Annotated in this window: 10 protein-coding genes; 4 read left to right on the forward strand and 6 right to left on the reverse strand. The window is 63.7% G+C overall.

Features of this window, described 5'->3' with window-relative positions:
• Window positions 1–13 precede the first annotated feature (13 nt).
• From pheA to mtnA, 4 genes are all read right to left on the reverse strand, one after another.
• Entirely contained in the window at window positions 14–1,108 is a 1,095-nt protein-coding gene (pheA, locus tag H7993_RS06225; RefSeq protein ID WP_122479059.1) for a prephenate dehydratase, read from the reverse strand.
• Window positions 1,108–2,193, reverse strand: a complete 1,086-nt coding sequence (serC, locus tag H7993_RS06230) for a 3-phosphoserine/phosphohydroxythreonine transaminase (protein ID WP_122479705.1) — start codon at window positions 2,191–2,193, stop codon at window positions 1,108–1,110. The genes pheA and serC overlap by 1 nt, the downstream gene beginning before the upstream one ends.
• Before the next feature lie 174 nt (window positions 2,194–2,367).
• Window positions 2,368–5,172, reverse strand: a complete 2,805-nt coding sequence (gyrA, locus tag H7993_RS06235; protein ID WP_185793811.1) for a DNA gyrase subunit A — start codon at window positions 5,170–5,172, stop codon at window positions 2,368–2,370.
• A gap of 313 nt (window positions 5,173–5,485) precedes the next feature.
• Window positions 5,486–6,562 (reverse strand): S-methyl-5-thioribose-1-phosphate isomerase, encoded by a 1,077-nt coding sequence (gene mtnA / locus H7993_RS06240; protein ID WP_122479062.1) that lies wholly within the window; start codon window positions 6,560–6,562, stop codon window positions 5,486–5,488.
• A gap of 105 nt (window positions 6,563–6,667) precedes the next feature.
• Here mtnA and H7993_RS06245 point away from each other — a divergent pair, with 105 nt between their 5' ends.
• From H7993_RS06245 to H7993_RS06260, 4 genes are read left to right on the forward strand one after another with little or no spacing between them, the layout of a single operon-like run.
• Window positions 6,668–7,996, forward strand: a complete 1,329-nt coding sequence (locus tag H7993_RS06245) for a TRZ/ATZ family hydrolase (RefSeq protein ID WP_122479064.1) — start codon at window positions 6,668–6,670, stop codon at window positions 7,994–7,996.
• 57 nt (window positions 7,997–8,053) lie between these two features.
• Window positions 8,054–8,752 carry a bifunctional 2-polyprenyl-6-hydroxyphenol methylase/3-demethylubiquinol 3-O-methyltransferase UbiG gene (gene ubiG / locus H7993_RS06250; RefSeq protein WP_122479065.1) on the forward strand — a complete coding sequence of 233 codons (699 nt, stop codon included), beginning with the start codon at window positions 8,054–8,056 and terminating at the stop codon, window positions 8,750–8,752.
• Between the two features lie 2 nt (window positions 8,753–8,754).
• Window positions 8,755–9,426 carry an N-acetylmuramic acid 6-phosphate phosphatase MupP gene (gene mupP, locus H7993_RS06255; protein WP_185793812.1) on the forward strand — a complete coding sequence of 224 codons (672 nt, stop codon included), beginning with the start codon at window positions 8,755–8,757 and terminating at the stop codon, window positions 9,424–9,426.
• A gap of 25 nt (window positions 9,427–9,451) precedes the next feature.
• The gene (locus H7993_RS06260) at window positions 9,452–10,192 is read left to right on the forward strand and encodes a YciK family oxidoreductase (protein WP_185793813.1); all 741 of its coding nucleotides are present in this window, start codon (window positions 9,452–9,454) and stop codon (window positions 10,190–10,192) included.
• Window positions 10,193–10,308: 116 nt separating this feature from the next.
• Here the strand turns inward: H7993_RS06260 and H7993_RS06265 are convergent, their stop codons facing one another.
• Together H7993_RS06265 and H7993_RS06270 are read right to left on the reverse strand one after the other, a co-directional pair.
• Entirely contained in the window at window positions 10,309–11,091 is a 783-nt protein-coding gene (locus H7993_RS06265; protein WP_122479071.1) for an iron-containing redox enzyme family protein, read from the reverse strand.
• Between the two features lie 46 nt (window positions 11,092–11,137).
• Window positions 11,138–13,600: an EAL domain-containing protein gene (locus H7993_RS06270; protein WP_122479073.1), complete on the reverse strand. Its 2,463-nt coding sequence runs from the start codon at window positions 13,598–13,600 to the stop codon at window positions 11,138–11,140.
• Window positions 13,601–13,685: the final 85 nt, after the last annotated feature.

Below are 13,685 nucleotides of genomic sequence, written 5' to 3' on the forward strand. Positions count from 1 at the left end.
ACTAACCCTTCTGTTAAAGAACCGCTTTGGGGTATGAGCCCAGCACCTTGAGTGCCACGGCTTCCTGACTGATCTGCTCCAGCACGCCCTTGATCAACGGGTCGCGATGATGGCCGATGAAGTCGATGAAGAACACGTAGGTCCATTTGCCGCTGCGCGATGGCCGTGTCTCGATTCGGGTAAGGTCGATGCCGTTGTCGTGAAACGGCACCAGCAGCTCGTGCAACGCACCCGGCCGGTTGCTCATGGACACGATGATCGAGGTCTTGTCGTCGCCGGTAGGCGGCACTTCCTGGCTGCCGATGATGAGGAACCGTGTGGCGTTGTCCGGACGGTCTTCGATCTTCTCGGCCAGGCGCTCCAGGCCATACAGGCCGGCAGCCATGTCGCCGGCGATGGCCGCCGAGTTCCATTCGCCCTTGACCCGCTTGGCCGCCTCGGCATTGCTGGCGACCGCGATGCGCTCGACGTTCGGGTAGTGCGCGTCCAGCCACTTGCGACATTGCGCCAGCGACTGTGCGTGGGAATAGATGCGACTGATGCTGTCGGTCTTGGTGTTGTCGCCGATCAGCAGGTGGTGGTGGATGCGCAGTTCGACTTCGCCGCAGATCACCATGTCGTGTTCGAGGAAGCTGTCGAGGGTGTGGTTCACCGCGCCTTCGGTGGAGTTTTCCACCGGCACCACGCCGAAGTTCACTGCACCTGCAACCACCTCGCGGAACACTTCGTCGATCGCCGCCATGGGCTTGCTGATCACAGCGTGGCCGAAGTGTTTCATGGCAGCTGCCTGGGTGAAGGTACCTTCGGGGCCCAGGTAGGCGACCTTGAGCGGGTTCTCCAACGCCAGGCAGGATGACATGACCTCGCGGAACAGGCGCGCCATCTCCTCGTTGCTCAGCGGCCCCTTGTTGCGCTCCATGACCCGCTTGAGCACTTGCGCCTCGCGTTCGGGCCGATAGAACACCGGCACTTCGCCTTCGGCCAGCGCGGCCATCTTGACCCGCGCGACTTCTTCGGCGCAGCGGGCGCGATCACTGATCAGCTCGAGAATCTTCTCGTCGAGGCTGTCGATGCGTACCCGCAAGGCCTTGAGTTCATGTTCGGACATCAGCCGTTTTCCTTTTCGAACTCCGCCATGTAGCCGACCAGCGCTTCGATGGCGTCAAGGCCCAGGGCGTTGTAGATGGAGGCGCGCATGCCACCGACCGAACGGTGACCCTTGAGGTTGAGCAGACCGCGCGCATCGGCGCCGGCCAGGAATGCCTTGTCCAGACGCTCGTCGGCCAGGCGGAACGGCACGTTCATCCAGGACCGGGCGTTGACCGAGATCGGGTTGCTGTAGAAATCGCTGGCATCGATGAAGCCGTACAGGCGGTCTTTCTTGGCACGGTTGCGGGCTTCCATGGCCGCAACGCCGCCCTGCTCCTTTAGCCACTCGAACACCAGGCCCGAGAGGTACCAGGAGTAGGTCGCAGGCGTGTTGTACATCGAGCCGTTGTCGGCAGCGATCCGGTAATCGAGCATGGTCGGACAGGCGCTGCGCGCCTTGCCCAGCAGGTCTTCGCGCACGATCACCACGACCAGGCCGCTGGGGCCGATGTTCTTCTGCGCGCCGGCATAGATCAAGCCGAACTGGGACACGTCAATGGGACGCGAGAGAATGTCCGAGGACATGTCGACGACCAGTGGCGTATCACCGGTCTGCGGCACCCAGTCGAACTGCAGGCCACCGATGGTTTCATTGGAAGCGTAATGGACGTAGGCCGCGCCGGGCGTCAGTTTCCACTCGTTCTGGCCGGGGATGGCCAGGTAGTCGTAGGGCTTGGCGCTGGCAGCGACATTGATGTTGCCGTAGCGACGCGCTTCCTCGATGGCCTTCTTCGACCAGATACCGGTTTCGACGTAGTCCGCCGTGCCGCTTTCGGGAAGCAGGTTCAGAGGGATTTCGGCGAACTGCTGGCTGGCGCCACCCTGCAGGAACAGGACCTTGTAGTTGGACGGGACGCCAAGCAGGTCGCGCAGGTCTTGTTCGGCCTTTTCGGCGATGGCGGTGTAGTCCTCGCTGCGATGGCTCATCTCCATCACCGAAAGGCCCTTGCCACGCCAGTTCAGCATTTCCGCCTGGGCGCGCTGCAGCACAGCTTCGGGAAGCGCAGCGGGGCCTGCGCAGAAGTTAAAGGCTCGATTGCTCACATCCACTCTCGCTCTGCTTGAATTCGGGCCTGGCCCGGGTGTGTCCGCCGGAAGATCGGCGGTGCTGCCTTCGCGGCGGCTGACCGCTCCCACGAGGCTCCCGATGCAACGGAGAACTTGTGGGAGCGGGCTCTGCCCGCGAAGGGCGCACCGCCCAATCCCCTGCCCTACAGCTTACTCCTCGGGCGCTTCGTCGGCGGCATCGGGCTCGACATCACCCTGGGCCACTTCGGAATCGACCGCATCGCCGCCTTCGGCGCTTTCAACGCCTTCGACACCCTCTTCCAGCTCGTCATCCTCGACTTCCGATGGCTCCTGGACTCGCTCCAGGCCCACCAGCTTCTCGTCGGTGACCAGCTTGATCAGGGTCACGCCCTGGGTGTTGCGGCCAAGGCTGGAGACTTCGCCAACACGGGTGCGCACCAGCGTGCCCTGGTCGGAGATGAGCATGATCTCTTCACCTTCCTGGGACTGGATCGCGCCGACCAGCTTGCCGTTGCGCTCCTTGGTGACCATGGCGATCACGCCCTGGCCGCCACGGCCGCGACGGGGGAACTTGCTCAACGGCGTGCGCTTGCCGAAGCCGCGTTCGGAGGCGGTGAGAATCTGCGCGCCGGATTCGGGGATCAGCATGGAAATCAGCTGCTGGCCCTTGCCCAGGCGCATGCCGCGGATACCGCGGGCACCACGGCCCATCTGCCGCACCACGCCTTCGGCGAAGCGGATCACCTTGCCGGCGTCGGAGAACAGCATGACTTCCTTGGCGCCGTCGGTGATGGCTGCAGCGATCAGGGTGTCGCCTTCCTTGAGTTTCAAGGCGATCAAGCCGCTGGAGCGCGGACGGGCGAACTGCGCCAACGGCGTCTTCTTGACCGTACCGAAGGCGGTCGCCATGAAGATATAGGCACCGGTAGGCTCGGCCACCAGCTCGGGGGTGTCGCCCTCGTCGCCTTCAACGGCTTCGACGACTTCTTCGGCTTCGACGATTTCGCCTTCGATGACGGTATCGTCGGCGTCGTCCAGGTCTTCGTCGGCGCCGGCGGTGGCCTGCAGGGCCTCGAGGTCGATCTGCAGCATGGTGGTGATGTACTCGCCATCATCCAGCGGCAGCAGGTTGACCAGCGGACGGCCGCGCGCAGCACGGGACGCCTCGGGAATTTCATAGGTCTTGAGCCAGTACACCTTGCCCTTGCTGGAAAACAGCAGCAGCGTGGCATGGCTGTTGGCGACCAGCAGGTGCGAGATGTAGTCCTCGTCCTTGACGCCGGTGGCCGACTTGCCCTTGCCGCCCCGGCGCTGGGCCTGGTAGGACGACAGCGGCTGGGTCTTGGCGTAACCACTGTGGGAAATGGTCACCACGCGCTCTTCTTCCGGGATCATGTCGCCCAGCGTCAGGTCAAGGCGCGAATCGAGGATCTCGGTCCGGCGCACATCGCCATATTCGGAGCGAATCAGTTCCAGTTCCTCGCGGATCACTTCCATCAGGCGCTCGGCGCTGTTGAGGATGCGGATCAGCTCGGCGATCTGGTTGAGAATCTCCTGGTACTCGGCCAGCAGCTTCTCGTGCTCCAGACCGGTCAGGCGATGCAGGCGCAGCTCGAGGATGGCCTGGGCCTGTTCCGGCGACAGGAAATACTTGCCGTCGCGCAGGCCGTACTGTGGATCGAGGTTTTCCGGACGCGAGGACTCGGCACCGGCACGTTCGACCATCGCCACCACGGCGCTGGACTCCCATGGCGTGCTGATCAGCGCCTCCTTGGCTTCGGACGGCGTCGGCGAGGCCTTGATCAGGGCGATGACCGGATCGATGTTGGACAACGCAACCGCCTGGCCTTCGAGAATGTGGCCGCGCTCGCGCGCCTTGCGCAGTTCGAACACGGTGCGCCGGGTGACGACTTCACGGCGGTGGCGAACGAAGGCTTCGAGCAGGTCCTTGAGGTTGAGGATGCGCGGACGGTTGTCGATCAGGGCAACGATGTTGATCCCGAACACGGCCTGCAGCTGGGTCTGGGCATAGAGGTTGTTGAGGATCACCTCCGGCACTTCACCGCGGCGCAGCTCGATGACGATGCGCATGCCGTCCTTGTCGGACTCGTCGCGCAACTCGGAGATGCCTTCGAGTTTCTTCTCTTTTACCAGCTCGGCGATCTTCTCGATCAGGCGCGCCTTGTTCAACTGGTACGGCAGCTCGGTGACGACGATCTGCTGGCGACCGCCGACCTTGTCGATGTCCTCGACATGGGAGCGGGCGCGCATGTAGATCCGGCCACGACCGGTGCGGTAGGCCTCGATGATGCCCTGGCGACCGTTGATGATGGCGGCAGTCGGGAAGTCCGGCCCGGGAATGAACTGCATCAGTTCATCGATGGTGACGTCCGGGTTGTCGATGACCGCCAGGCAGCCGTCGAGCACCTCGCCCAGGTTGTGCGGCGGGATATTGGTCGCCATGCCCACGGCGATACCGCTGGAACCGTTGACCAGCAGGTTGGGGATGCGCGTCGGCATGACCGCAGGGATCAACTCGGTGCCGTCGTAGTTGGGCACCCAGTCGACGGTTTCCTTGTGCAGGTCGGCCAGCAGCTCGTGGGCCAGCTTGGTCATGCGCACTTCGGTGTAGCGCATGGCGGCGGCGTTGTCGCCGTCCACGGAACCGAAGTTGCCCTGGCCATCGACCAGCAGGTAGCGCAGCGAGAACGGCTGGGCCATGCGCACGATGGTGTCGTAGACCGCGGTATCACCGTGCGGGTGATACTTACCGATCACGTCACCGACCACACGGGCCGATTTCTTGTAGGGTTTGTTCCAATCGTTGCCCAGCTCACTCATCGCAAACAGAACGCGGCGATGCACGGGCTTCAAGCCATCACGTGCATCAGGCAGTGCACGACCGACGATCACGCTCATGGCGTAGTCGAGGTAGGACTGTCTCAGCTCGTCTTCGATATTGACCGGGAGGATTTCTTTGGCCAGTTCGCCCATGAGAAGCCTGATTCCTTTTTCTGGTGAAACTCCGTTGCCTCCCTGTGAGAAGAACGAAGCTTGCCACCGCTGGCCGATGCCAACGGCGACTTACGACAAATCAACGAGTTACGCCTTGGACCTGCGGCGTTGGGGGGACACCGCGATGCACCCCCGAAAACCGCCGGATGGTAGCACAATCGCCGTCAGACACCTATCCCCTTAAACCCTGACAGGACCCTTGATCGAGTGAGATCAAGCCTCTCACACGGCGCTGCGGCGCTGCTAGGCCAGGCCCGCATCGAAAAAAGGCCGATTTGTCGGTGCGACGGACTCAATGCAGGCGCCGGCGACACATCAGCTGCGCCAGCTTGGCCGTATCAGGCCGCTCGACGATGCCCTTTTCAGTGACGATCACGTCGATCAGGTCGGCCGGCGTCACGTCGTGGACCGGGTTGAACGCTTCGACATCCGCGCCGATGCGTGTCCCGGACACTTCCAGAAGTTCTCGGCCATCGCGTTCGAGCAGCGGAATGTCATCGCCGCTCTCCAGCGCCATGTCGATCGCCGCACTGGTGGCTACCACCATGAAACGAACACCGTGGTGCATCGCGCATACAGCCAGCTGGTAGGTGCCGATCCGGGCCGCGATATCGCCGTTGGCGGCGATCCGCTCGGCACCGACGATTACCCATGTGATGCCCTTGCTTTTCATCAGGTGCGCAGCTGCCGAGTCGGCGGCCACGGTCACCGGCACGCCCTCGCTGGACAGCTCCCAGGCGGTCAGCCGCGAGCCTTGCAGGCCCGGCCGGGTTTCGTCGACATAGACACGTTCGAGCATGCCGTCGTGGAACGCGGCGCGCACCACCCCCAGCGCCGTGCCGAACCCGCCGCTGGCCAGGGCACCGGGATTGGCGTGGGTCAGCACGGTCTGCAGATTGCCCTGGTGCCGACGGATCAATTCCACGCCCAACTGAGCCATGGTCAGGTTGGCTTCGCGGTCGCTTTCGTGAATGGCCAGGGCTTCGGCCTCGAGCGCGGGCAGCGGGTCCTCGCCGGCACGCACCCGGCCCAGGCGCTCGCGCATGCGCTCCAGCGCCCAGAACAGGTCGGCGGTGGCCGGGCGGATCGCCGCCAGCAGGCGCAGGTCCTCGTCCAGCGCGGTGCGCCAGTCAGGCCCGGCCGCACGGTGCAGGCGTGCCGCCAGCACTACCGCATAGGCAACGCTGATGGCAACGGCCGAGGCACCGGCCACGACCCCGATGCGGACCGCGTCGGCCACGCCGGGTGCATCGATACAGGGGCGCCAGACCTGCTGCGCAGGCAGCGCGCGCTGGTCGAGCAGGTGCAACGCGTCACCTCGCCAATCAACGGCTTTGACCCGTTCCGCCGCCAACAATCGATCACGCATGCCCCACTCCGTACTCAGACACCAAAAGCGCTCGATTATAGCGAGCCCCCGTCCAAGACGCTCGGGTATACTTCGCCATCACCTGCCGAAGCCCCGGAACTTGCCATGCCCGATGTCGATACCGCCCTGGACCTGCTGCTACTGCCCACCTGGCTGGTACCGGTCGAGCCCGCCGGTGTCGTGCTCGAAGACCATGCCCTGGGTATCCGCGACGGCCAGATCGCATTCATCGGCCCGCGCAGCGCAGCCGCCCGGCTGCAGGCGCGAGAAACCCGCGAACTGCCGGGCCAGCTGCTCGCTCCGGGGCTGGTCAATGCGCACGGGCACGCGGCCATGACGCTGTTCCGCGGCCTGGCCGACGACCTGCCGCTGATGACCTGGCTCGAACGACACATCTGGCCCGCCGAGGCACGCTGGGTCAGCGAGGCGTTCGTCCGCGACGGCACCGACCTGGCCATTGCCGAGCAACTCCAAGGCGGCATCACCTGCTTTTCCGACATGTATTTCTTTCCCGAAGTGGCCGCCGAGCGCGTGCACGCCAGTGGCATGCGCGCACAGATCACCGTGCCGGTGCTGAACTTCCCCATTCCCGGCGCGCGTGATGCCGACGAGGCGCTGCACAAGGGGGTCGAGCTGTTCAACGACCTCAAGCACCATCCACGCGTCAGCATTGCCTTCGGCCCCCATGCGCCCTACACGGTGAGCGACGAAAACCTGGAAAAGATCCGGGTACTGGCGGACGAAATGGATGCCGCCATCCACATGCATGTTCACGAAACCGCAGGCGAAGTGCACGATGCCCTGCAACAGAGCGGCGAGCGTCCGCTGGCCAGGCTGGCCCGCCTCGGCCTGCTGGGGCCGCGCTTCCAGGCGGTGCACATGACTCAGATAGACGACGCCGACCTCGCGCTGCTGGTGGAAAGCAACAGCAACGTCGTGCACTGCCCGCTGTCCAACCTCAAGCTGGCCAGTGGCTTCTGTCCGGTGGAAAAGCTCTGGCAGGCCGGCGTCAATGTGGCCGTGGGCACCGATGGGGCGGCGAGCAACAATAGCCTCGACCTGCTCGGCGACACGCGCATCGCAGCGCTGCTGGCCAAGGCCGTGGCCGGTTCGGCGACCGCATTGGATGCCCATCGCGCACTGCGCATGGCCACCCTCAATGGCGCCCGAGCCCTGGGCATGGAGACGCACATCGGCTCGCTGGAGGTTGGCAAGGCTGCGGACCTGGCGTCGTTCGACCTGTCCAGACTGGCTCAGCAGCCGGTCTACGACCCGGTGTCGCAACTGATCTACGCCAGTAGCCGCGATTGTGTCCGGCATGTCTGGGTCGCCGGCAGGCAACTGCTCGACGAAGGTCGCCTGACCCGCCTGGACGAGCAACTGCTACGTGACAAGGCATGCGCCTGGGGCGAGCGTATCGCCGCCGAGCGATGACGACTGCGCCGCCCGGCCCTACAGAATTCAAGAATCACATCGTTTAGAGGACACCCAATGAGCAACGTCGACCACGCTGAAATCGCCAAGTTCGAAGCCCTGGCGCACCGCTGGTGGGATCGCAACAGCGAGTTCAAGCCGCTGCACGACATCAATCCGTTGCGCGTCAACTGGATCGACGAGCGCGTCAACCTGGCGGGCAAGCAGGTCCTGGATGTAGGTTGCGGCGGCGGTATCCTGAGCGAGGCCATGGCCCTGCGCGGCGCCAAGGTCACCGGGATCGACATGGGCGAGGCGCCGCTGGCGGTTGCCCGCCTGCACCAGCTGGAATCCGGGGTGGAAGTGGAATACCGCCAGATCACCGCCGAAGCCCTGTCGGCCGAATGCCCGCAGCGCTTCGATGTGGTCACCTGCCTGGAAATGCTCGAACACGTGCCAGACCCATCGTCGGTGATCCGCGCCTGCTTCCGCATGGTCAAGCCTGGCGGCCAGGTGTTCTTCTCGACCATCAACCGCAACCCCAAGGCGTACCTGTTCGCGATCATCGGCGCCGAGTACATCATGAAGCTGCTGCCGCGCGGCACCCACGACTTCAAGAAATTCATCCGCCCTTCCGAGCTCGGCGCGTGGAGCCGCGAGGCCGGACTGACCGTCAAGGACATCACCGGCCTGACCTACAACCCGCTCACCAAGCACTACAAGCTGGCGTCGGACGTCGACGTCAACTACATGATCCAGACCCTTCGCGAGGAATGAGCATGCGCCTTCGAGCGGTACTTTTCGATATGGACGGCACGCTGCTCGATACCGCGCCGGACTTCGTCGCCATATGCCAGGCCATGCGCGCCGAACGCGGCCTGGCGCCGATCGACGAGCAGCGTGTGCGCGACGTGATCTCCGGCGGCGCCAAGGCCATGGTCCAGGCGTCGTTCGACCTGGCACCCGAGTCAGCTGAGTTCGAAGCCTTGCGCCTGGAGTTCCTCGAGCGCTACCAACACGGCTGCGCGGTCCACAGCCATCTCTACGAAGGCATGGCGCAACTGCTCGCGGATATCGAGCAGGCCAAGCTGATCTGGGGCGTGGTGACCAACAAGCCGTTGCGCTTCGCCGAGCCCATCATGCAGCAACTGGGGTTGGCACAGCGTTCGGCGGTGCTGATCTGCCCCGACCATGTAACGCGCAGCAAGCCGGACCCCGAACCCGTGCTGCTGGCCTGCAGCAGGCTCGACCTGGACCCGGCCAGCGTGCTGTTCGTCGGTGATGATCTGCGCGACATCGAATCGGGCCGCGATGCCGGGACCAGGACCGCCGCAGTGCGCTACGGCTACATCCATCCCGACGACAACCCGGATCACTGGGGCGCCGACGTGGTAGTCGATCACCCGTCGGATCTGCGCCGTGTGCTCGACCAGGCCCTTTGCGGCTGCTGAACCGTACTACTTTCCAGGAGTTTCCATGTTCGATTACTCAGCCCGCCCCGACCTGCTGGCCGGGCGCATCATCCTGGTGACCGGTGCCGGCCGTGGCATTGGCGCTGCCGCCGCGAAAACCTTCGCCGCCCATGGCGCCACCGTGCTGCTGCTGGGCAAGACCGAATCCAACCTGACCACCGTGTACGACGAAATCGAAGCCGCCGGGCATGCCCAGCCGGTGGTCATCACCTTCGACCTGCAGAGCGCGCGAAGCGAACAGTACGCGCAATTGGCACAGGTGATCGAGACCACCTTCGGCCGCCTCGACGGCCTGCTGCACAACGCCTCGATCATTGGCCCGCGCACACCACTGGACGTGCTGCCCGACGACGAGTTCATCCAGGTGATGCAGGTCAACGTGAACGCCACGTTCATGCTCACTCGCGCACTGCTGCCTCTGCTCAAGCAGGCGGCAGATGGCTCGGTGGCGTTCACCTCCAGCAGTGTCGGTCGCAAGGGGCGCGCCCACTGGGGCGCCTACGGCGTGTCGAAGTTCGCCACCGAAGGCCTGATGCAGACCCTCGCCGACGAGCTGGAAGGTGTCAGCGCGGTACGTTCCAACAGCATCAACCCCGGTGCCACGCGCACGGCCATGCGCGCGCAGGCCTATCCGGCCGAGGAGCCTGGCCGCAACCCGTTGCCCGAACAGATCATGCCGGTGTATCTGTACCTGATGGGACCCGACAGTATCGGGGTCAATGGCCGGGCGTTGGACGCCCAGTGAAATGTGTCCTCAGGGCGGGCACCCACCGCTGTAACGACCGGCCAGCCAGCCTGTCGCGCAACCGTGGTGCCGCCTGAGGCGATCCTGCTAGTCCTGCGTCATGCCCCTACCCTGTTTCAAGCCACGACCCTTTTGTCCAGGGTGGTGGTGCGCTGCAGCTCCAGCGCCATGCAGCGTTCCAGGAACAGGAACATGAAGTCGTAGCTCTTGCAGATGGCGTTGCGCAGCTCGGCCTGCTGCAGTTCGGTGGCATGGTTGCCAACCAGGGTGCAGATGATCTCCAGAGCTTCCCACGGATGCTCGTCGTCGTACTGGGCATGCAGGCTCAGCCAGCGCATGGCGCGCTTGCGGTTCTGCTCGGGAAACGCCTGGGCATAGGTGTCGTCGGCGCAGACCACCGCCGACCACTCGCCGGTTGCACCCTCGATGGCATAGTTGGTGGCCGCCATGGCAACCGCCAGCGAGTCGGTGGCACAGCTCTGCCAGCACCAATGGCTGAGCGCGTGCAGCTCGGCCGGCACGTCCTGGGCGATGAGATCCTGGAGACTGACGCCATGCGCCTGGCTCCAATGCACCCAATAATCGGCGTGATTGAGTTCGACTCGAATGTTGCGCATCAACCAGCGCCGCGCCATGTCCTCGCCCGGATGCCGGGCAAAACGCGTCTTGGTCAGGTTCTGCGCCATGTACAGTGAAAACTGCTCCACCACGGGCCAGCCGCCGATCAGGTAATGACGCATGGTGCGCGAGCTCAGCTGGTTGTCGCGCATGCGCGCGTAAACCTCATGCTCGACGACCCGACGTTTGTTCGGCGCACAGTCTTCGATCAGTTTCTGTGCCCACTCGGGATAACTTTTTGCGTCCATCAGCGGACCCAGGCGAATAAAAGGATCGTTCACTGGCAAACCTCCATTTAATTAAGTGAAGAACAGCGGCAAATTGCCCTTATCGGAAAGTGTCGGGAACGCCAAAGCGCAACGGCCGCAGTCTGCCCAGGTGACGGCGCAGACTGTCACAGGTGAAAACCTGCGGTCGCTCGATCAAATATCCTTGTGCGTAGTCCACACCAATTTCCAGCAAGGCCTGTTCTATCAGAGGCGTCTCGACAAACTCGGCAATGGTGCGCTTGCCCATGACGTGGCCAATATGGTTGATCACTTCCACCATCGCCCGATTGATCGGGTCGTCCAACATATCTTTAACGAAGCTGCCGTCGATTTTCAAATAATCGACAGGTAAATGTTTCAAATAGGCAAACGAAGACATACCGGCGCAGAAGTCGTCGAGTGCAAAGTGACAACCCAAGCCCTTCAATTCATTGATAAAACGGATTGCGCTGCCAAGATTTGCGATGGCGCTTGTCTCGGTAATCTCGAAACATATCAGCTCGGCCGGAATGGCGTGCAGGCGAAATTGTTCACGCAGGAACTCAAGGAACTCGTCATCACCGATGCTGATGCCGGAAAGGTTGATCGCACACACCGCCAACGGCCCCTGGTCGGGCTGGTCGAGCGTCTGGCGCACCACCTTGAATACGTTCTGCACCACCCAACGGTCCAGGGCGGTCATCAGGCCGTAGCGCTCGGCAGCCGGGATGAACACCTCGGGCATGATGATGCGGCCGGTTTCATCGCTCAGGCGCAGCAGGATCTCGATGTGCCCACCCGGCGGGCCGTCCTGTATCCCCAGGGCGGCGATCTCCTGCGCGTACAGGCAGAACCGGTTTTCCTCCAGGGCCATGTGCAACCGTTGGACCCACGCCATCTCGTCGACGCGCACGGTCAGTTCGCTGTCGGCGGCGTGGTAGACCTGAACGCGGTTGCGGCCGCGCTCCTTGGCCAGGTAGCAGGCCATGTCGGCGGCGCGCATCGAGGCTTCGAGGGTGATCGGCGCCTGGGTCAGGTGCACCATGCCGACGCTGACGGTGGTGACGAACGGGCGCCCCTTCCACACGAAGTGCAGGTTCTGCACGGTGTGGCGCAGTGTTTCGGCCAGTTTCTCCGATTCGGCGGCCGAGCAGTTCTCGATGAGGATGCCGAACTCGTCACCGCCCAGGCGCGCCAGGGTGTCACCCTCGCGCAGCCCGGACTGCAGCAGTGCGCAGATGTGGCGAAGCAGTTCGTCGCCCGCCGCGTGACCGCAGGTGTCGTTGACCAGTTTGAACTGGTCCAGGTCGAGGAACATCAGTGAGTGGCAGCCAGGATAACGCTGCAGCGCGGCCAGCGCCTGCTCGAGACGGAACTCGAACTCGCGGCGGTTGGCCAGCCCGGTCAATGCATCGTGCGTGGCCTGCCACGACAGGTTGGCGATGTATTGCCGCTCCTGGGTCATGTCGTGCAGCACCAGCACGGTACCGCTGATGTGCTGGTCGGTCTGGATCGGCGCGCCTACGAGCGTCACCGAGACCGTACTGCCGTCCAGGCGCTGGATCAGCTTGGCGTGTTCGCTGCCGCCGCGCAGGTCGCCACTGACGATGTGGTCGATGAGGGTGAAGCTGTCCTTCTCGGCGTTTTCGTCGAGCAGGTTGAACAACGCCGCCAGCGGCAGCCCCACGGCCTGATCGGCGCTCCAGTGGGTCAGTCGCTCGGCGGCCGGGTTCATGTAGAGGATCGCGCCCTCGACATCGGTAGTGATCACCCCATCGCCGATGGACGCCAGGGTTACCTGGGCGCGGTCCTTTTCCAGTTGCAGGGCATAGGCGAAGGCATGGCGCTGGTTGAGCAGCTTGCGCGTGCGCCACAGCGCCAGCACGATCAACAGCAGCGCCACCAGCAGGTTGCTGACCACCAGCAGGTACTGCACCGCGCGCGAGCCCTCGCCCAATGCCGCGCTGAAGGCCATGGCGGCGGGCGTCACCGCGTCATTGATGAGCATGATCTGGTGCTTCCAGCGCGCCATGTCCGCTTCGCTGGCGGTGCCGGCCTGTTGCGCCGCGTGCATCTGCTGCGCCAGGGCGTCGAGTTCGACCAGGTAGGTATCGCCGATCTTCCAGTGCGCGATGGCCCTGGACATGTAGCTCACATCGCTGAAGTGACGGTACAGCCAGATGATGTTCTGCATGTCGTCAGGGTGGTTGTTGCCCTTCAGAATGCCGGTCCGTGCAGCCGCCAGATCAGGCTCGGGCTGGTCGAGGGCGAGGCGCAGCTGATGACCGCCCTGGGGAATGGCGATGGCGCGCAGGTACTTCTGGAAGACTTCCTCGTCACGGCTGTCGGCATACAGGTTCAGGTAGTAGATCGCGTCTTTCTGACCCTTGGACCAGAAGCTTTCGCCCGCGACATAGCTGCGCACCGCGGACAGTGCGTAGAGGCTGATGCAACCCAGCATTGCCATCAACCCCACGACGGCGATGAATGGCCAGACAATCCCCAGCAATCTCGGTGTATCGAGAGTCTGTGTGTGCTTCATGAGGTTCCTTGCTTCAGCGATCCAGGCAACGTCCAAGTCAGAACTTCAATCACCACTGGCACACTCTAGGCTAGTTTCGGAAAGG

The sequence above is a fragment of the Pseudomonas baltica genome, from assembly GCF_014235765.1.
Taxonomy (GTDB): domain Bacteria; phylum Pseudomonadota; class Gammaproteobacteria; order Pseudomonadales; family Pseudomonadaceae; genus Aquipseudomonas; species Aquipseudomonas baltica.